A 19,754-nucleotide genomic window follows, 5' to 3' on the forward strand; every position below is an offset into this window, starting at 1 on the left:
AAAAGGAGAGTGCTATGACGTTAAACCGCATCATGCATGTTGAAGACGATGAGTCCATCCGTATGGTGGCTGAGATGGCATTGGTGGATGTGGCAGGTTTTGAGTTGCTCAGTTGTGACAGCGGTCAGTCGGCACTGGCGCAAGCCGAAGCTTTTGCGCCAGAGTTGGTTTTGCTGGATGTGATGATGCCCAGAATGGATGGCCTGCAAACATTGGCAGAGCTACGCAAGCTGCCATCACTGGCGACTACCCCGGTGGTTTTTATGACGGCCAAAATACAACAAGCAGAAAAACAGCAGTACCTGGATGCAGGGGCGATTGCGGTGGTGGAAAAACCCTTTGAGCCGATGGAGCTGGGCGATACCTTGCGCGCGCTCTATCAACAAGCCCGCCAGGCTTAGGAGCATTGACTGCATGCAGCCACCAAAGATACCCGAATGCGAAGCCGAACGTTTGCAGTCCTTGCAGTACACCGGGCTGCTGGATACCCCGAGCGAGCCCCGCTTTGATCGTTTGACCCGGCTGGTGCAGCAGTGCTTGCAAACCGAGATTGTGTTGATTTCGTTGGTGGATGCAGAGCGGCAGTGGTTTAAATCAAAACAGGGGTTGGACGCATGCGAAACCGGCCGCGACATTTCTTTTTGTGGTCATGCTATTTTAGAATCGGATATTTTTCAGATCCCCGATGCCAGCCAGGATCCCCGCTTTGCCGATAACCCCCTGGTGACAGGAGCGCCTCACATTCGTTTTTATGCCGGGGCACCGCTGCAGGTCGACGGGCATAATATCGGTACCTTGTGTCTGATTGACGCCAAACCCCGCACCCTGGATGCAGGCGAGCAAGCCATTTTACGTGAGTTTGCCAATGCCGTGCAGCAGGAAATCCAGGATCGCTTGCAAGAGCAGGCGCACCAGCAACTGGCCGAGCGTGAGCTGCGCTATCGCTCGGTACTGGAAGGAACCCGTATCGGTACCTGGGAATGGAATGTGCAAACCGGGGCGACCACTTTTAACGAGCGCTGGGCGGAGATTGTTGGTTATACCTTGGATGAGTTGGCGCCTATCACCATCGATACCTGGCTAGGCCTGGCCCATCCGGAGGATTTAACAGCGTCGGCTGCCTTACTGGAGCGGCATTTTTCGGGCGAGCTTGAATTTTACGACGTCAAGTGCCGGATGAAGCACAAAGCGGGGCATTGGGTTTGGGTGCATGATCGGGGCCGGGTGGTGACCTGGACCGACGATGGCAAACCTTTGATGATGTATGGTACCCATGCCGACATCACCGAACAAAAGCAGGCCGAGATGCAGCTGGCAGAACAGCGCAGCCTGTTTGAGCAGATTCTTGAACAAACCATGGCTGGGTATTGGGATTGGCACATCCAGGACAACACCGAGTATCTTAGCCCATCCTTCAAAATGATGTTTGGGTATCATGATGATGAAATGGAAAACTCACCAGAAGCATGGCAAAAAATTGTTTTTCCAGATGACCTGACCAAAGTTCTGGCTTCTTTTGAGCAGCATATAGATAGCCAAGGGGAGAAACCCTTTGATAATGTGGTGCGCTATCGGCATAAAAATGGCTCTACCGTTTGGGTACGTTGTCTTGGTAAAGTGATTGAGTGGTCAGAGGACAACAAGCCGATCCGAATGGTAGGTAGTCATGTAGATTTGACCCAAGAGATGCAAGTCAGAGAAGCCTTGCAACAAAGCCGCGATCAATTCCAAACCCTGGTGGCCAATATTCCCGGTATCACCTACCGCTGTCTGGCTGATGAGCACTGGACCATGGTGTACATGAGCGGCAGCATCGATCCGCTATCCGGCTATCCGGCCAGTGACTTTATTCAAAACAAGGTGCGTAGCTATGCCAGTGTCATCCATCCGGATGACAGCGACTACCTGGAGCAGGCCATAGCTAAAGCCGTTGCTGAGAAAACCAGCTGGCTGCTACATTACCGGGTTATCCACAAAGATGGCAGTATTCGTTATGTCGAAGAGCGAGGCATGGGCGAGTACCTTGATGACGGCAGCCTGCGCTGCTTGGATGGTTTTATTCTGGATGTAACCAGCGAAAAAGCATTGAAACGTCAGTTGCTGAAGTTAACTGAGCAACTGCCGGGGGTGGTGTATCAGTTTCAGCAATGGCCGGATGGCCGGACGGCCTTTCCCTATGCCAGCAACCAATTTAAATTAATTTATGGCGTGCTGCCGGATGAGGTGAAAGAGGATGCCAGCAAGGCCTTTGCTGTTATCAACCCGGATGACCTGCCTGCACTGGTTGCCAGCATTGAACGCTCAACCCAGGATCTGTCGCTATGGCAGCATGAGTACCGCATTCGAAAAGAGAACGGTAGTCTGGCTTGGGTCTCTGGCCGGGCCATGCCGGAAGCCATGCCGGATGGCAGTGTGCTCTGGCATGGGTACATTTACGATGTTACCGAAACCAAACAGTATTATCTGGCACTGGAGCAAGCCAACGAGCAGCTGCATCTGGCGCAGCAACGGCTGGAGCTATCCAGCCAGCAGGCACAAATTGGCTATTGGCAGGCATCTCTTAGAACCGGTTCCTTGTGGTGGTCACCGATGATTTATGATGTCTTTGGTTTTGATGCTTCCACCACAGAGCCCAGTGTGGCTTTGTTTAAAAGCACTGTGCACCCGGATGACTTGCCGTTGGTCGAGGCCAGTGAGGAAAAAGCCAAGTTTACCGGTTTGCACGATGTGGTGCACCGCATTATCCGCCCGGATGGTGAAATCCGCTGGGTGCATGAATTGGCGCAAATGCTGCCTGAGTCTGATAACCCGGAGCTCATCATGATTGGCTCGGTGCAGGATGTGACCGAGCGCATGCGCATGCAAAAGATGAAAGATGAGTTTATTTCCACCGTCAGTCATGAGCTGCGAACGCCGCTGACCTCCATCAATGGGGCCTTAAAGCTGTTGTTGGCGACCCAAAGCAGTTCCATGACTGAAAAAGGACAAAAGCTGCTGCAGGTTGCCAGCAGCAACAGCAGCCGGTTGCAGCACCTGATCAACGATTTACTGGATATTGAAAAGTTGATTGCCGGTAAAATGAATTTTGAGCTGAAAACACTGCCGATCTTGCCCTTATTGCAGCAAGCCATCTCGGATCATTCGACCTTTCTCGAAAAAGCTGGATTGCAGCTGCAGCTGGACATAACGCCGCCGGCAGATCAGGCCAAAGTGGTGCTGGATGAGCACCGCTTGCAGCAAATTTTGGCCAATTTGCTGTCCAATGCGATGAAGTATTCACCTTCGCAAGGTGTGGTCACCCTTCAGGCCAGATTGACTGGCTCCGAGTTGGAGATTGCTGTGCAGGATCAAGGGCCTGGTATCCCGCTGGCATTTCATGACCATCTGTTCGAACGCTTTTCTCAGGCCGATGCCAGCAGCGCTAAAGAAAAAGGTGGCACAGGTTTAGGTTTGGCACTTTGCAAAGAGTTGGCTGAAGGTATGGGCGGACGCATAGCGCTCGATACCAGTTACCAGCAAGGGGCTCGTTTTTGCGTCTGGTTTTCGCTTGTGTCTTGAGCTTGGTTGTAGGGAGTAGCTGTGAGTTCTGAGAACAAAAACAATACACACCAACAGCGTTTTGCTGCCTTGCAGCAACGTTTTATCGAGACGTTGCCGTCTAAGACCGCGATGATGGAGGAGCAATATCAGAAGCTGGTTGCAGGTGAGCAGGCTGCTTTCACAGAGCTGATTGCTATCAGCCACCAGCTAAGTGGTTCTTGCGGAACATTTCGCTTAACGGAACTGGGCCAACAGGCACGAGAGGTTGAGCAGCTTGCGCTGAGCATGCAGCGAGAACAAAGGCTTGAGGCAGCTCGGTTATCCGAGCTTGAGAAGGCTGTGGCTGCTTTTCATCATCACATGCAACAAGTGCTGGCGGCAGGGGACGCTGTTTCAGAAAGTCAGGCCATCACCAGGCTGGCGCCTGAGCAGATATGGTTGTTGCTTGATAACAATGACCTCACCGCTGAATTGACGAATCAGCTGAGCGCTTTTGGCTATCCGCTGCAGATGTTTACTTCCTACCAGGATTGTTTGGAAAGCTTAGCCAGCCAGTCTCCAGCCTTGTTGTACTGCTCTGCCAGCCTGGATGATGGGGTGAGCCAACTGTTCGAGCAACAGCAACTGTTAAAGGTGATGCAAGACAGGCAGATCCCCTGGATGCTGTTCAGCGACCAGGATAACTTTTCGCTGCGGGTGCAGGCGGCGCGGTATCAGGCGCAGGCGTTTTATGTCTCACCGCTGGATGTGCCCGCCATGTTGGGACGAATTTCGGACTTAGCGGAGCAGCAGGCTGAGTCAGGCGGCCGTGTCTGTGTCATGGACGATGATGCACTTTTGGCGGAGCACTTTGCCTTGACGCTGCAAACGGCTGGCATTGATTGTCAACTATTGACCAGCCCTGAAAGCCTCATTGCCGATATTCTGCAGTATCAGCCGGATCTGGTGTTGTTGGATCTCCATATGCCAACCTACAGCGGGCCAGAGCTTGCGGGGGTGATCCGCCAATACGACACACTGAAAAGCTTGCCCATTGTGTATTTATCGGCAGAGCAGGACAAAGCGCAGCAACTGAAAGCCATGGCCTTTGGTGCCGATGACTTTTTAACCAAACCCATCAGCGATGCACAGCTGGTGAAGGCGGTGCAGGTGCGTCTGCGGCGCAGTCGCGAGCTGAAAAACCTGATTGTTAAAGACAGCCTGACCGGTTTAATGAAACACAGTGCCATCAAAGAAGCGGCGGTGTTGGAGTATCAGCGCGCCAAACGCAGTGGTAACACTTTTTGTCTGGTGATGGTGGATATTGATCATTTTAAAAGTGTGAATGATCGTTTTGGTCACGCCATGGGCGACCTGGTGATTACCACTCTGGCTACCTTGCTGCAAAAGCGCATTCGGCGCACCGATAAAGCAGGGCGTTATGGCGGTGAAGAATTTCTGTTGGTGTTGCCGGAGTGTGCATCTGAGGATGCTTTGCAGCTGATGCAGAGCATCTTAGACAGCTTTAATACCATCGTTTTTCACAGCAGTGCACAAGACTTTGCCTGCAGCTTTTCAGCCGGTATTGCTTGCAGCAGCCAAGGGTTTGACGATGCCGAGTCTATGCTGGCCCAGGCAGATGAAAAACTTTATCAGGCAAAATCGCTTGGCCGAAACCGGGTGCTTGCATAGAATACCCCTTTTTAGTTTTAAGTGAACTCATCTACGAGTGAGTCGCTTGTCAGTGCGGACAATTGCATGCTGCTTATGATAGACAACTACGATTCCTTTACCTGGAATCTGGTGCAGTATTTCCAGCAACTTGGTGAGCAGGTGGTGGTACGCCGGCACGATGCGATTGACCTGGCCGGTATTGAACAGCTAGCGCCGGACTATCTGGTGATTTCGCCTGGCCCTGGTACCCCTGCTCAGGCCGGCATTTCACTGGACGCTGTTCGGCACTTTGCCGGCAAGATCCCATTGCTTGGGGTTTGCCTGGGGCACCAAGTGATTGCGCAGGTGTTTGGTGGCCAGGTGGTGCGGGCGCGTCAGGTGATGCATGGTAAAAACTCCTGGATCCACCATCGGCAACAGGATTTATTTCAAGGCTTGCCGAATCCGTTAAGCATTACCCGTTACCATTCCCTGGTGGTGGCTGCAGACAGCTTACCCGACTGTCTGGAGCCTCAGGCCTGGACCGGGCAAAGTGCTAAGCCAGACGAACTGATGGCGCTTCGACACCGCGATTTGCCGGTGTTTGGCGTGCAATTTCATCCGGAAGCCATCCTGTCTGATGCTGGTTTGGCGCTGCTGCAGAACTTTTTGCAACAGAACATTGTATTGCACAACAAGGTGCAAGCCGATGGTGTGGCTTGACAGTCAAGGTCCTGCTGCGTAATTTTTAACAATCAGCCCGTCAGTCGTACTGGCTATTCAATACGAGGTTTTTTGTGGTGAAGAATGCCAGCATGGTAGGCAACGATTATTCCTTGCGTTTTTTTGATGTACTGATAGGGGTCGACCCTGTCAGGCGGCAACAAAAAGCACAGCAGCAAAGCCCTGACAAAGAGCGAACCTTGCTGGCGGTAGAAGCTGCTGCCCGGGAAGCACGGCTGGCTGATGCCAAGGCCAAAGAGCAGTTTGGCGAATTTGCTCAAGCACATTTGCATGACCAGGTCGCCGACTTGCTGGCCGAGCGGTTGACCTCATTGGATGATGTTAAAGCCAGTTTGTTTGATCTAACTCCAGACTTTTATAGCTTGTTGGATTTACTCAGTGCTAAAGCGGTGACTTTGAATCAGTTGGACCCGGCTATCAAGAAAATCCCCTGGTTGGAAGCGGACCTTTTAAAGCTTATTAACCAACCGAAATACCGGGGGCGCACCGCATCGGGGGGCTTGATCAAAGATGTGAAAACCGGCCTGGGCTTTTTGGGTATTGAAGCCCTACAATACCTGATTCCGGTGTATGGGATGAAGCGCTGTATGCCTCATTCGACAGAGCCCTTTCATGAGTTAAAAAACGTACTCTGGGAGTACAGCCTTGCGACCGCCAATGCGGCCAAAGCTTTAGCCGGCTTGTACCGGGAACATGCCTTTACCGTGTTTTGCGCCGGTCTTTTTCATACGCTAGGCCATGTGGCTGTGACCCGCAATTATTTAAAACTTTACCAGCAAGTTAAGCGCGAAGAGCTGTTGAAGGCCCGTGAAGCCCGGGACATTAAACTGATCGATGCACTGGACGTGTTGGAGCCGGAAGCCGACTTTCTGAGCGAGCAACTGACCGAGCATGCTGCGGTGCTAAGTGCCGATCTCACCTCCCGTTGGGGGTTGAAACGCTTGCCTTTGTGCCAAACGCTGGATCAGTTGGCCGAAGGAGTGGGTTACAGCGGTGCTTCACCGATGGCGAGAGTCGTGCAGCAAGCGCAGACCTTTGTGCAGTGGCAGCAATTAAAAAAGCGGCAGCGTTTAACACCAGAAGAGATGCAGCAGATGCTAAAAGCAACGGGCATCACCAAGGATGCCTTGCAGCTATTGGTGCAAACCAACTTACTTAAGCTTGATACCTGACTTAAGCTAGGGCGTGTTGACCTTTGCTGTTTAGATTTTGTTCGCTCTGGCGGCGCTTTGATCGCGAAACGAGGAGCGTAGTTTAGTGATTCTAAATGAGTGACGAGTGACAAAGAGCAGAGCGTCGCCAGACGAACCCTTCGGGCAGCGCTTGGCTGGCATTTCTACTGCGTTAAAGCTTGTTTCATGTAGAATAACTACACCTTACAACCTTTGCCTTGTATAAATACCAGCCAAGCAGCTGCAAAAACAAACAGCAAAGGTCAACACGCCCTTAATCGCTGATATTTTTTTCCAATAAACATGCAAAGCGTCACTCCCTGACTTCCGGCGCCTTGCATTCAGCCAACAGAGGCGGCTGCTTGGCTGCTTCTGACTTAGTCTGAATTTACCCTGAATAAAGGCTGCTTAGTTATTCACTCCGATTGCAAATATATCTGTAGCCCTTGATTTTATTGGCTTTGCGCGATTTCAGGGGGGAGACAGCACTGAATTATTCTGCAATAATGAGCTTAATTCGAGCCGTTAAAAAGAGGTCATTGAGCAATGGCAGAACATATTCAGGTCACCCGCAGTTTGTTTGATGAGGTTATGGTACCTAACTACGCCCCGGCCGCTATGATTCCGGTGAAAGGTCAGGGATCACGGGTTTGGGATCAGCAAGGGCGGGAGTACGTCGATTTTGCCGGTGGTATCGCCGTCAGCAGTCTGGGGCATTGCCACCCGGCTATGGTGAGCGCTTTAACCGAGCAGGCTGGCAAGCTTTGGCATCTGAGCAATGTGCTGACCAATGAGCCTGCACTGCGGTTGGCCAGCAAACTGGTGCAGCAGACCTTTGCTGAAAAGGTCTTTTTTGCCAACTCGGGTGCCGAGGCCAATGAAGCAGCTTTCAAGCTGGCCCGTCGTTGGGCGCTGGATGTTCACGGTGAGCACAAGCAAGAGATTATTTCCTTTAGCAAAAGCTTTCATGGCCGTACCTTTTTCACCGTAACGGTAGGTGGCCAGGCGAGCTACTCCGATGGCTTTGGTCCCAAGCCAGGCGCGGTGCTGCATGCGGAATTTAACAATCTGGACAGTGTCAAAGCCTTAATCAGTGAGCGTACCTGTGCTGTGGTGCTGGAGCCAATCCAGGGCGAAGGCGGTATTATTCCTGCCACTCAGGCCTTCCTGGCTGGTGTTCGGGCACTTTGTGATGAGCATCAGGCCTTGCTGGTGATGGATGAAGTACAAACCGGCGTAGGCCGGACTGGCCAGTTGTATGCCTACATGAACTACGGCGTGACGCCGGATATTCTAACCACGGCAAAATCTCTGGGCGGCGGCTTCCCGATTGGTGCTATGCTCACCAGCACCGAGATTGCTAAGCATCTGAAGGTTGGAACCCATGGCACCACTTACGGCGGCAATCCGCTGGCCTGTGCGGTGGCGGAAGCGGTGATTGATACCGTCAATACCCCCGAAGTACTTGAAGGCGTTTTGGCCAAAGAGCAATTGTTCCGGCAGCGTCTTGAGGCCATCAACGAACAGTACCAGGTGTTCAGTGAGGTGCGCGGCAAAGGGATGCTGCTGGGTGCTGTGTTAAATGAACGCTTCCAGGGGCGTGCCCGGGACTTCTTCCTGGCAGCAGCTGAGCAGGGGCTGATGGCATTGGTGGCAGGCGTGAATGTGGTGCGCTTCGCACCATCACTGGTGATCACCGAGCAAGATATTCAGGATGGTATGGACCGTTTTGAAAAAGCTGTCGCTCAGGTTGTGAGCGCAGCTTAACGCAAAAAAGCAATAAGGCGTTTAAGCGTCAACATGAAGCACTGAGGCAGCCTGGCTGCCTCTTTTATCTGTTCCTAACTGGAGTAAGCGACAATGATTGTGATTCGCCCAATCCGTGCCAATGACTATGCCGCTTTGTACGACATCGCGGTCGAGTCTGGCCATGGCTTTACCTCCTTGCCGGTCAATGATGAGCTGTTGATGCGGAAAATCAGCCGCTCTGAGCGCTCTTTTCAAAAAACCGTGACCGCGCCCGGGGATGAGGGCTATTTATTTGTGCTGGAAGACACCGACACCGGCTTGGTGATGGGAACCAGCGCTTTGGAAGCCGCCGTTGGCCTGGATGATGCGTTTTATCATTACCACCTGGGTAAGGTGGTGCACAGTTCACGTTCGCTGAATGTTTATAAAACAGTCGATATTCTAACTCTGTGCAACGATTACACCGGAGCCAGTGAGCTTTGTACCTTGTTCCTGCGTGAGAACTGCCGTCAGAAGAACAATGGCAAGCTGCTGTCTAAATTTCGCTTCCTGTTCCTGAAAGAGTTCAGCGAGCGTTTTTCCGATCGTATTATTGCTGAAATGCGCGGCGTCTCCGATGAAAATGGCAACTCTCCTTTCTGGCAGTGGTTACAGGAGCACTTTTTTTCAGTAGACTTCCCGACAGCCGACTATCTGACTGGCATCGGGCAGAAAGTGTTCATTGCTGAGTTGATGCCGAAATACCCAATTTACGTCAGCTTGCTGAGCAAAGAAGCTCAGGCTGTGATCGGCCAGGTGCATGGCAAGACCCGACCGGCGATTTCGTTGCTGCAATCCGAGGGTTTTTCGCACCGCGGTTATGTCGACATCTTTGACGCAGGTCCGACGGTTGAAGCCAACCTGGAACACATCCGTTCGGCCCGCGACAGTGAAAAGCGCCGGGTACGGATTGGCGATGTCGGTCAAGGCACGGCGTACATGGTGTGCAACACTCAGCTGGAAAACTTCCGGGCGACCTGGCTTGAGTTGTCCGTGCCAGAAGACAGCGATGAAGTGGTGCTGCCTGCTGCCTGCGCAGAAGGCTTATTGGTCCAGGCCGGTGACTGGGTTCGGGTCACCAGAATTTAATTCCAGCCTGACGGCTTGCAGTCGTTGGGCCATTATCAGGGGAAAAGCATGACAGGTCCTGTACAGTTTATTCAAGGTGAGTGGGTTGCCGGCGAAGGCCATACCTTTGTCTCACTGGATCCCGCTAAAAATCAACAAGTCTGGCAAGGTGCCGCAGCGTCGGTTGCGCAGGTCAATGCCGCTGTTGCTGCCGCTCGTGCCGCGCAGTACAACTGGAGCCTGCAATCCTTTGACGAGCGGCTGGCCATTGTCAAAGCCTTTGGCGAACAGCTGGCAGCAAAAAAAGAAGTGCTGGCCGGTTGCATTGCCGAAGAAACAGGCAAGCCTTTGTGGGAAACCCGTACCGAAGTAGCTGCCATGATTGGCAAAATTGACATCTCGGTCCGGGCCTATCAAGAGCGGACCGGCACCAAGGAAAACCCAATGCCGCAAGGCAAAGCCTTTGTGCGCCATAAGCCACATGGTGTGGTTGCAGTATTCGGTCCTTACAACTTCCCCGGTCATTTGCCCAATGGCCACATTGTACCAGCCTTGTTAGCTGGCAATACGGTGTTGTTTAAGCCTAGCGAGCTGACACCCAAGGTGGCGGAGTTGACGGTGAAGTTGTGGCAGCAGGCAGGTTTGCCAGCTGGTGTGCTGAACTTGCTGCAAGGCGAAGTGGAAACCGGCAAAGCACTGGCCAGCCACGATGACATTGATGGCTTATTCTTTACCGGCAGCTCCCGCACCGGTCATATTCTGCATCAGCAATTTGCCGGTCGGCCGGAAAAAATTCTGGCGCTGGAAATGGGCGGAAATAACCCCTTGTTGGTGCAAGATGTGGCCGATATTGATGCCGCCGTGCATGACATCGTGCAGTCCGCTTTTATTTCTGCCGGCCAGCGTTGTACCTGCGCGCGGAAACTGTTTTTACCAGCCAACGAGCAAGGTGATCGCATCCTGGCCCGCCTGCTGGACGTCGCAGCCAACATCAAAGTGGGCCTGTACGATGACGAGCAGCAACCTTTTATGGGTTCGATGATCTCGGTGGCAGCCGCCAAAGGCATGCTGGCTGTGCAAGATGAGCTGCAAAAGCTGGGTGGGCGCTCCTTGTTGACCATGAAGCACCTGAAACCCGATACCGCTTTGGTCAGCCCGGGCATTATCGACTGCACCGATATTCAGGACTTCCCGGACGATGAACATTTCGGCCCTTTGCTGAAAGTCTTTCGTTTTACCGATTTTGATGCCGCCATTGATGCAGCCAACCGCACCAGCTTCGGCTTGTCTGCCGGCTTGCTAAGCGACAGTGCTGAGCTTTATGAACATTTTTTCCGCCGCATTCGTGCTGGTATCGTCAACTGGAACCGTCCTATCACCGGTGCCAGCTCAGCGGCGCCTTTTGGTGGCATTGGCAAAAGTGGCAACCACAGAGCCAGCGCCTACTACGCGGCCGATTACTGTGCCTATCCGGTTGCGTCGGTCGAGCTGGACAGGGTGCAACTGCCAGAGCAGTTGTCACCAGGGCTGAAATTTTAACCGCAAAAAAATACATCGGGGCTAAGGCCCCGATTTGTTTTCTCGGTCAAATTTTGCTTAACTGTTAGGCAACTACAGCTTGCGAAAGGCAGTACCGCGACCATGGTGATAGATAAACCCGGCTACGAACATCTGATTCAGTTTTTAACTGAAAATCTGGCCTTGTTTGAACAGGCCGGCACGCCTTATCGTCCAGCCAAGTCCGTGGGCGAGTTTCTGGAAGAGTGCATTGCTGAGCAAATTATTCAACTTTGTACCCAGCATACCGAGCTGGAGATGAATCATCGCAGTCTGATCATCCGTGAGGTGGATGGCATTGTGTACGATTTCCAGGAAGTGCTGGGCTCGGTGCTGGACAATGAAATCAGTTGCGAGCAAGCCGAAATCATTCACGAGATTGCCTTACTGATTAAAAATTTGTTTGATAATGCCGTCGCAGCCTTGCTGGATTAAGCCGGTTAGCACTTAGAATCAAGCCCCCCGTAAACGGTGTTTGCGGGGGGCTTGATTTAGCTGCGGTCAATGCTGGCGGCCCGGCAAAGTTTTCGCTAGAATATGCCCCCTTTGTGGTAATGCTGAGGTGTTTGCGATGGAAGCAAGTGTAAAGTGGCTCGACTCCATGACCTTTGTGGGGCGCTCAGGCAGCGGCCATCAGGTGGTGTTTGATGCCAACAAAGATAAAAGCACAGCACCAAGCCCGATGGAGATGTTGTTGATGTCTGCCGGCGCTTGTTCGTCGGTCGATGTGGTGAGCATTTTGCAAAAATCCCGCCAGCAAGTTGCGCACTGCGAAGTGAAGTTGAGCGCAGAGCGGGCCGACAGCATTCCCAGGGTCTTTACCAAAATGCATCTGCACTTTGAGGTGACAGGGTCAAACCTGAGTGAAAAACAGGTGGCAAGGGCGGTAGAGCTATCCGCCGACAAGTACTGCTCGGTGTCCCTGATGCTGGCCAAAAGCGTTCAGGTATCACATTCGTTCAGTATAAAAACCGTGGAAGGGTTGGCCAGCGCCGACTAACTTTCAGTCGTCAAATAACGGTTGCCGCAGGCAGCGGTAGTGGAGAGCACCCTAAGTGATCAATCCGTTTGAGAAAATAAAGCTGCATGGCTTTAACAACCTGACCAAAAGCTTAAGCTTTAGCATCTACGATATCTGTTACGCGAAAACGGAACAGCACCGTCAAGAGTACATTGAGTACATCGACGAGCAGTACAATGCCGATCGCTTAACCGATATCTTGTGCGAAGTGGTGGATATTATCGGTGCCAATGTGCTGAACATTGCCCGCCAGGATTACGATCCACAGGGGGCCAGTGTCACCATCCTGGTCAGTGAAGAGCCGGTGCTGGAAAACCCGGATAACTCGGAAAACCCGGGGCCTTTGCCTGAGACGGTGGTGGCGCATCTGGATAAAAGCCATATATGCGTTCACACCTACCCGGAAGTGCATCCACACGATGGCATCTGTACCTTTCGGGCCGATATTGAAGTCTCAACCTGCGGCATTATCTCGCCACTGAAAGCATTGAACTTCCTGATCCACAGCTTTGAATCCGATGTGGTCACCATCGACTACCGGGTGCGTGGTTTTACCCGGGATGTCAGCGGCACCAAGCACTACATCGATCACCCGATCAGCTCCATCCAGAACTTTATGGATGAAGAAACCAAGAATGCCTTTCAGATGATTGATGTGAATGTCTATCAGGAAAACCTGTTTCACACCAAGATGATGCTTAAACAAGGTGATCTGGACAACTATCTGTTTGGCGTCGGCACCGACTCAATGAGCAAAGAGCAGGTGAAGGAAATCAGCAGCAAGGTGTTTAAAGAAATCCGCGAAATTTTCTATGGCCGTAACTTGCCGGATGTGAAATAAACTTGGTGTTCACGCAATAAAAAAACCGCACAGAGCGGTTTTTTTATTGCCTTAAAGTTCAGAAAGGATGGTCGGAGTTGATCCGTACCCCACCACGAAGAGCAGCTTCTGAACCATCACAATACTGGACAAAATCAACAGCCAAGCTGCTTACGACCATATAATCAGGATCGTAGTCGTAACCGGCATGGGTTAATTCAATTTCATGTATCTCAAACCAGCCGTTGAGAGAGTTACAGCCACGACCATTGCCGCTAAACTCCAGTCCATTCCCATGTGAAGGCTTGAATGCTGCCCGGGTTGCATCCTGATACAGACCAGGTTTTAGCTCTTGGCCTTCAGCTGTTGCCAAATCAAGCGACCACCAAATGTAATCATTGTCGTTGTAACCTTCAATGCCCACCCTGAGTGAGCTTTTGTTCCAGCTGTAGCCGTTGATATAAACTTCTTCAGTGGTTAGCAGGCTGCTTTTCCCCTGACCAATCCAGTCTTCTGCACTGTCGCTCTCGTAGAAAGCTGCATTGACTTGACCGTTGAGGAAGTAAAGGAGTGTTTCAGCACTATGGCTCCGTCCCAATTCATCCGTAACTGTAACACGTACTTGAATCCGTGAGTCGTCAGGGATCTTGGTCAGGCTGAAACTGGTCGACGCAGCTGTAGGATCATCAAATACGATCCCGTGCATTGTCAGTTCTTGCCACTGATAAGAAGCGGATAAGCCTGCAGCAATCTGAGAATTTTCGGCTGATAAAGTCGGTTGGGTCGTTGTCGTCACTAAGGGGCTGTCTTTTTGAATCACCGCTCTGATGACATTGGTGGCAGTCAGGGGCTGACTGGTGTAGATATAACGGCTAATGCCGAGTGTATTGGTCGCTTCAAAGGTGTTGGTGCTATAACGAACACCCGGGCTTAGTGCTGTTTTCGGCCGGATATGCACCAAAGCTCCCTCAATAGTGATTTCAGCAGCTACGGATTCATGCTCCCAGTCCCAGGTATCAAAAAAGTGCTCAAGCCAATACCCCTGTACCGAGGCGACTGGCCGAGAAAATAAATAGGAGAGCGTTCCCTGGGTAGGGAAATCCTCAAAGTTTGTTGTCCCAACCATACCAAGAAACTCGAAATTATCATGACGAAAACGCTGCGCATAACCGGGTTCATTTAAACCAGGCCAGCTCCAGTAAGTGCCGTCGGTCAGAGATGTCCAGTAGAAAAGATATGGTGCTCCTTGATTGAGTTGTACATTGGCCAGCTCAGAATTGACAACCTGATTGGCACTGATCATAAGTTTATTATTTCGGCTGTCAGTCAGTTCAACCTGGCCTTGGTGAGGATACTCACCCAAATAGCCTTGCAATGCCTCTTTGGTGGCTATCGCTAAGTCGCTGCTAAAGTGATTCAGCGCAATACGTCCTTGAAACTCAGCACGATAAAGCGCTGTAGATAAGTCCAGCTCACTCGTGAGCTGGAATTGACTCAGACTAAAAACGTCACCGTCGGTAAAACGGAAGCGAACCTGAGCCTGTTTTGGTGTGACTTTCATGGTACGCAACAATGGTTCTGAGGTTAAGGCCACTGTTACCGTATCTTGCACCGTCAGCTCTGGTGAACCTCTGAACCGTACTGAGCTCAGATCGACATCCAACATCAGGATTTCGCTGTTGTTGTTGATTTGATGGTCGGTGATGGTGAGTTCAATTTTGCCGTTAAGGATGGAATCGAGTGTGTCTACATAGCAATCTTCAAGCTCATCTGTGATGATTGTACCCTGGGTGATGGGCAGTGGCTGGTTGATGGAGACTGTACGACCACCGCCATTACTACACAGCAGAAAAGTCTCAAATGATAAACTTTGCTGTATCAGTATGGTGTCGCTGTAGTGCGCGATCTGGAGCATCCCTTCTGGCAGGTTCACCGCGATGGCACCATAAGCCTCGAGATAATCAGCCTCGATCAAAAATGGTGGCTTATCCATGTTGCTACCCGTTTGACCTCCACCGGCCACAGGCGGAGAGCTGTCACCTCCACCGCAGGCGGTGAGCAGCAACAGGACAGTAGCTGTGCAAAATTTTAACGCCTTCATCATTAGAATTTCCATTTCCGAGTAAATTTTTCGGAGTGTAATTCTAATAAATAAATTCGGCAACAATAATGTTTAATTGTTGCGCAGTTTGTTCATGTATAAAGGTTTATTTGTGGCGCTGTGGTTCACCGTCCCAGCCAATCCAGCTGGCCGCGGGTGTTGGCACGTTTTTTCATCAGGTTTTCAATCAGTGGCGTTAAGATTAGCTCCATCGCCAGGCCCATTTTGCCGCCTGGCACTACTAGGGTATTGACCCGCGACATAAAAGAGCCGTGGATCATCTGCAGGTAGTAGGGGAAATCCACGTGCTTGATGCCGCGAAAGCGCACCACCACAAAGCTTTCATCCAATGACGGGATGTCTTTGGCACTAAAGGGGTTGGAGGTATCCACCGTAGGCACCCGTTGGAAGTTGATGTGGGTACGGGAAAACTGCGGGGTAATAAAGTTGATGTAATCGTCCATGCTGCGCACGATGCTGGACATCACGGCTTCGCGGCTGTGGCCACGGTCGTGGGTATCGCGGATGATTTTCTGGATCCACTCTAAGTTTACAATCGGCACCATGCCAATCAGCAAGTCGACGTGCTGGGCAACGTTGTGCTGGTCGGTGACGACGCCACCATGCAGCCCTTCGTAAAACAGCAAATCGGTATTGGGGCGCAGCTCTTGCCAGGGGGTAAAGGTACCGGGCAATTGGTTGTAGGGCACGGCTTCTTCAAAGGTGTGCAGGTACTTGCGGTAGCGGCCGCTGCCATTGCTGCCATAGCTGGCAAAGAAGTCTTCCAGCGCACCAAAGTCATTGGCTTCCGGTCCAAAGTAGCTGATGTGCTTGCCTTGCTCCATCGCTTTACGAACCGCCAAATCCATTTCGGGCCGGCTGTAACGGTGAAAACAATCGCCTTCGATAAAGGCTGCATCTACGCCTAAGGTACGGAAAATATGCTGAAAGGCATTGCTGGTGGTGCTGGTACCGGCACCCGAGGAGCCGGTAATGGCAATGATTGGATTTTTATCGGACACTACAAGCCCACCCTATGGTCATGGATCCATACCTTATAAGACCAGTGGCATTCAGGCAAGTTGCTTTTTAGGAGTCCTGATCCGTCACATGCATCGCCTGATAGCGCTTTTCCATCAATTGCTGCATGATACGGGCCTCGGTATGGCTGACGCCGAGCTCGCAGCGAAGTTTATCCAGCATGGGTTCAGCACCGGGTACTAATTTACCTTCCTGATAAGCTTGATCCAGCGCCAACTGATAAAACTGGCGGCGGCGCGACAGTTGCTCAGAAAAGCCGGATGCCAGAATACCGGCCGGCAAGGCCACCATGCCAATGCCGACAATGGTAATCAGGCCGCCAAACAGCTTGCCCAGATCGGTTACTGGCGTTACATCGCCATAACCGACTGTGGTTAGCGTCACCAAAGCCCACCACATGGCTTGCGGGATGGAGCTAAAGTGTTCGGGCTGAATGTCTTTTTCCAGCGAATACATGGCGCAGGCTGCCACCAGCATAATGATAAAGAGCACGGCGAAGGCGGCAAATAAGGAGAACCGTTCCTCTTTAAACACATTCATCAACAGTTGCATGGAGCGAGAGTAGCGGGTGAGTTTAAATACCCGCAGCAGCCGGAAGACCCGCAGATAGCGCAGGTCGAGATCGATGAACAAGCCAAGGTAAAACGGTAGGAACGCGAGCAAGTCGATGATGGCCATTGGTGAGCGTATGTAGCGCCAGCGCTTTTGCCAGTTGCTGCCTGCTTGCTGCTGGTACTCGGGTGCATCGACGATGCTCCAGATCCGGGCACCGTATTCCAGCGTAAAGACGGTAATGGAAAAGATTTCAAAGTACCAAAAATACCGATGGTAAGCCTGATCCAGGCTCTCAATGGACTGCAAGATCAGGGCAATAATGTTCAGCCCTATCAGCAGGATCAGGGCAATATCCACCCAAAGGTAGCGCTTGTCGTATTCGGTGGATGGCTCCAGCCATTTTGACATCGTGGCACGTGCCAACATTTTGAAATCCTTGTTTATGAATTACGGGAGTGCTACATGTCCAGCTTACTACTTACCTTATTTATTGCAATGCTGTTGCCTTATCTGGCCAAGGCGCCTTTGGTTCTGGCGATGCATCGCGAGCCCGAAGGCTACGATAACCACAATCCGCGCCAGCAGCAAGCCAGGCTCAGCGGCTTTGGTCAGCGCGCCAATGCCGCTCATTACAACAGCTTTGAAGGATTGATTGTTTACGCTTGTGCTGTGCTGGCCACCGGCCTGGCCGGTGGTCCGGATCAGATCAGTTTGTTGCTGGGGTGGCTTTTTATTGTCAGCCGCTGCGGCTATTTGCTCTGTTACTGGTACGATGCGGCCACAGCTCGCTCCCTGATTTGGCTGCTAAGTATGGCCGCTGCTTTTGGCATGGTGGGTCGGGCAATCTGGGCCTAATCGGCTCTGGCATCGAAGCGAAGAGTGATCAGGATAGGATCGTGGTCGCTGGAGCGAAATGCGTCAGGTGCATACAGCTTTTGTTGTTGCGCCGGGGTCTTGTGGCGCAGACTGTGCTGCAGCAGCACCGGCTCGTCAGCGTTAATGGGCCAATGCTTGACTCTGGGGTTGAGCGCCGCCAGCGCCGGGCTTGCCAGCGCATGATCCAGTGCGCCTTTTTTACCGCGAAACACAAAAGAGTACGACGGTTCTCCGGTTGAGTTTTCCAGGTAATGCCAACCTGCCTGCTCCAATAGTCGGATGGGGTCTTCCATCCGGTAGGCATTTAAATCCCCCATCAACAGCTGATATGGCGTGCTAACGCCGGTCGGCTCCGTGTTGAGCCACTGCTGCAAGGCGGTGGCGGCTTCGACACGGGCTTGGTTCCAGCAGGCTTGGCCATCCCCATGGTCCCGCATCTGTCGGTAGTCCGGGTGATTGTCTGTTGGGCAGCCCCCCTTGGATTTAAAGTGGTTCACGCTTACGGTCAGCAACTGATTGCTGCTGTGGTGACGAAAGCTTTGTACCACTGGCGCCCGGTGCAGCTGATCGAAGTGTGTCTGCTGAAGAGTACTGGCCAGGCCTGCTTGCACCACGGCATCGGGCCGGTAAATCAGACCAACCTTAATGACATCGCTGCCGGGGCGCTGGTCGGTGGTAACCATGGCGTAAGGGCGCTCAGTCTGGGTGTTGAGGGTTGCCACCAGTGTTTCCAGGGCACTGCCTGGCTGGTAGCCGTTGTTTTCCAGCTCAATCAGTCCAAGGATATCGGCATCCAGCGCTAAAATGGCAGCGGATAGTTTGGCACTTTGCCGCTCCAGCTCAAACTGGCTACTGGCACCGCGGCGGGTTGGAAAAGGCGGGTTTTGGTCGGCACCGGTAAAAAAGTTCAGCAGGTTAAAGCTGGCTACCCGAAGTTCCTCTGGCTGGCGCGGCGCTGGTGGCTTAGGCCTTGGGTTGGCTGGCTGCCACTGTGGTACCCGGCTTGGCTCCAACCGGTAGCCACGGCTGTCTTGCACCAGAAAACCTTCCAGCTGCGTCAAGGTATCGCCCAGCCGCAGCGGACGGTTAGGGGATAGGCCTCCGGGCGGGTAGGGCAGTGGATCCGGATGTTGCTGCAGACTGCCATAGCCCAGCACCAGAGTGCGTTGTTGTTGCATTCGCTGATGAGCTTGAGCCTTGGCACCTGGCGGGTGAATCTGAGTTGGCGCCCAGAGCCGTTTGTCTGCCAGGGTCAGCTCGCCATAGCGGCCCAACCAAAAAGTGCTGTTGACCACCAAAGGCTGCTTGAAGCGCAGCCACATCCCTTCGAGCGATTCCCAGCTTAGAGACTCGGGTAGCGGCAGTGATAGCTCCAGCGGCTCGACTTCGGCCGGACCACAGTCCAGCCAGTTCAGATCAACCAGGCTGGTCATCTGCTCGATTTCGGCCACCTTACCACGGACTGCTAGCAGCCGGCCCGGAGTTAGTTGGTGCAGTGAGTTTTGGTCGTGCTCAGGGCCGGGCAAAAAGTCCGGCAAAAAAATGGCCTGCGAGGCTGCTTGCAAGCTTGGCGTTCCAGGCTGCTGCAGCAACCAGCCAGCACGCTCGCTATCCGGATAAAGATAGCTGGTCAGCACCCCGCGAGTACGCACCTTTTGGCCCAGCTTGGGGCTTAGCTCTGTGCCTGCTTGCAGGCTGCTGATAGCAATGAAATCGTCATCGCAATGCAAAGCCTGGTAGCGACTGCATCCAGTCAGTGCTAGCATCATAATGAGAGTGGTGAGCAATCGTAGCATGGAGCTGTCTTCCAGAAGTCGTCTGGAGCTTAGTCTAGCAGAG

Annotated in this window: 16 protein-coding genes; 12 read left to right on the forward strand and 4 right to left on the reverse strand. The window is 52.5% G+C overall.

What is annotated here, in order from left to right; genetic code table 11:
- The first annotated feature begins 14 nt into the window (after positions 1 to 14).
- The 11 genes from Q3O59_RS02435 (at position 15) to speD (ending at position 13,363) form a co-directional block, all read left to right on the forward strand.
- Positions 15 to 401, forward strand: a complete 387-nt coding sequence (locus Q3O59_RS02435; RefSeq protein ID WP_305944076.1) for a response regulator — start codon at positions 15 to 17, stop codon at positions 399 to 401.
- A 13-nt stretch (positions 402 to 414) separates the two neighbouring features.
- A complete protein-coding gene (locus Q3O59_RS02440) occupies positions 415 to 3,558 on the forward strand; it encodes a PAS domain-containing protein (protein WP_305944077.1) in 3,144 nt (1,047 codons plus the stop codon).
- Positions 3,559 to 3,579: 21 nt separating this feature from the next.
- Positions 3,580 to 5,211, forward strand: coding sequence for a diguanylate cyclase (locus Q3O59_RS02445; RefSeq protein ID WP_305944078.1), 1,632 nt, complete (start codon positions 3,580 to 3,582; stop codon positions 5,209 to 5,211).
- Between the two features lie 66 nt (positions 5,212 to 5,277).
- The gene (locus tag Q3O59_RS02450; RefSeq protein ID WP_305944079.1) at positions 5,278 to 5,895 is read left to right on the forward strand and encodes an anthranilate synthase component II; all 618 of its coding nucleotides are present in this window, start codon (positions 5,278 to 5,280) and stop codon (positions 5,893 to 5,895) included.
- A 77-nt stretch (positions 5,896 to 5,972) separates the two neighbouring features.
- Positions 5,973 to 7,088 carry an HDOD domain-containing protein gene (locus Q3O59_RS02455; protein WP_305944080.1) on the forward strand — a complete coding sequence of 372 codons (1,116 nt, stop codon included), beginning with the start codon at positions 5,973 to 5,975 and terminating at the stop codon, positions 7,086 to 7,088.
- 546 nt (positions 7,089 to 7,634) lie between these two features.
- Positions 7,635 to 8,855 carry an aspartate aminotransferase family protein gene (locus tag Q3O59_RS02460; protein ID WP_305944081.1) on the forward strand — a complete coding sequence of 407 codons (1,221 nt, stop codon included), beginning with the start codon at positions 7,635 to 7,637 and terminating at the stop codon, positions 8,853 to 8,855.
- A gap of 93 nt (positions 8,856 to 8,948) precedes the next feature.
- Positions 8,949 to 9,965, forward strand: a complete 1,017-nt coding sequence (gene astA / locus Q3O59_RS02465) for an arginine N-succinyltransferase (RefSeq protein WP_228592613.1) — start codon at positions 8,949 to 8,951, stop codon at positions 9,963 to 9,965.
- A 48-nt stretch (positions 9,966 to 10,013) separates the two neighbouring features.
- Positions 10,014 to 11,483 carry a succinylglutamate-semialdehyde dehydrogenase gene (gene astD / locus Q3O59_RS02470; RefSeq protein WP_305944082.1) on the forward strand — a complete coding sequence of 490 codons (1,470 nt, stop codon included), beginning with the start codon at positions 10,014 to 10,016 and terminating at the stop codon, positions 11,481 to 11,483.
- 102 nt (positions 11,484 to 11,585) lie between these two features.
- Positions 11,586 to 11,936: a DUF3802 family protein gene (locus Q3O59_RS02475; RefSeq protein WP_228592609.1), complete on the forward strand. Its 351-nt coding sequence runs from the start codon at positions 11,586 to 11,588 to the stop codon at positions 11,934 to 11,936.
- A 136-nt stretch (positions 11,937 to 12,072) separates the two neighbouring features.
- Entirely contained in the window at positions 12,073 to 12,501 is a 429-nt protein-coding gene (locus tag Q3O59_RS02480; RefSeq protein WP_305944083.1) for an OsmC family protein, read from the forward strand.
- Between the two features lie 55 nt (positions 12,502 to 12,556).
- Entirely contained in the window at positions 12,557 to 13,363 is an 807-nt protein-coding gene (gene speD, locus Q3O59_RS02485) for an adenosylmethionine decarboxylase (protein ID WP_305944084.1), read from the forward strand.
- 58 nt (positions 13,364 to 13,421) lie between these two features.
- On the opposite strand, the gene Q3O59_RS02490 is transcribed toward speD, so the two are convergent.
- The 3 genes from Q3O59_RS02490 to Q3O59_RS02500 form a co-directional block, all read right to left on the reverse strand.
- Positions 13,422 to 15,446, reverse strand: a complete 2,025-nt coding sequence (locus Q3O59_RS02490) for a hypothetical protein (protein ID WP_305944085.1) — start codon at positions 15,444 to 15,446, stop codon at positions 13,422 to 13,424.
- Positions 15,447 to 15,568: 122 nt separating this feature from the next.
- Entirely contained in the window at positions 15,569 to 16,465 is an 897-nt protein-coding gene (locus Q3O59_RS02495; protein WP_305944086.1) for a phosphoribulokinase, read from the reverse strand.
- A gap of 67 nt (positions 16,466 to 16,532) precedes the next feature.
- Positions 16,533 to 17,465, reverse strand: a complete 933-nt coding sequence (locus tag Q3O59_RS02500; protein ID WP_305944087.1) for an ion transporter — start codon at positions 17,463 to 17,465, stop codon at positions 16,533 to 16,535.
- 36 nt (positions 17,466 to 17,501) lie between these two features.
- Here Q3O59_RS02500 and Q3O59_RS02505 point away from each other — a divergent pair, with 36 nt between their 5' ends.
- Positions 17,502 to 17,894 carry an MAPEG family protein gene (locus tag Q3O59_RS02505; protein WP_305944088.1) on the forward strand — a complete coding sequence of 131 codons (393 nt, stop codon included), beginning with the start codon at positions 17,502 to 17,504 and terminating at the stop codon, positions 17,892 to 17,894.
- On the opposite strand, the gene Q3O59_RS02510 is transcribed toward Q3O59_RS02505, so the two are convergent.
- Positions 17,891 to 19,711, reverse strand: coding sequence for an ExeM/NucH family extracellular endonuclease (locus tag Q3O59_RS02510; protein WP_305944089.1), 1,821 nt, complete (start codon positions 19,709 to 19,711; stop codon positions 17,891 to 17,893). The two genes, Q3O59_RS02505 and Q3O59_RS02510, sit on opposite strands and share 4 nt — an antisense overlap.
- Positions 19,712 to 19,754: the final 43 nt, after the last annotated feature.

This window comes from Alkalimonas delamerensis (assembly GCF_030717955.1).
Lineage (GTDB): Bacteria > Pseudomonadota > Gammaproteobacteria > Enterobacterales > Alteromonadaceae > Alkalimonas > Alkalimonas delamerensis.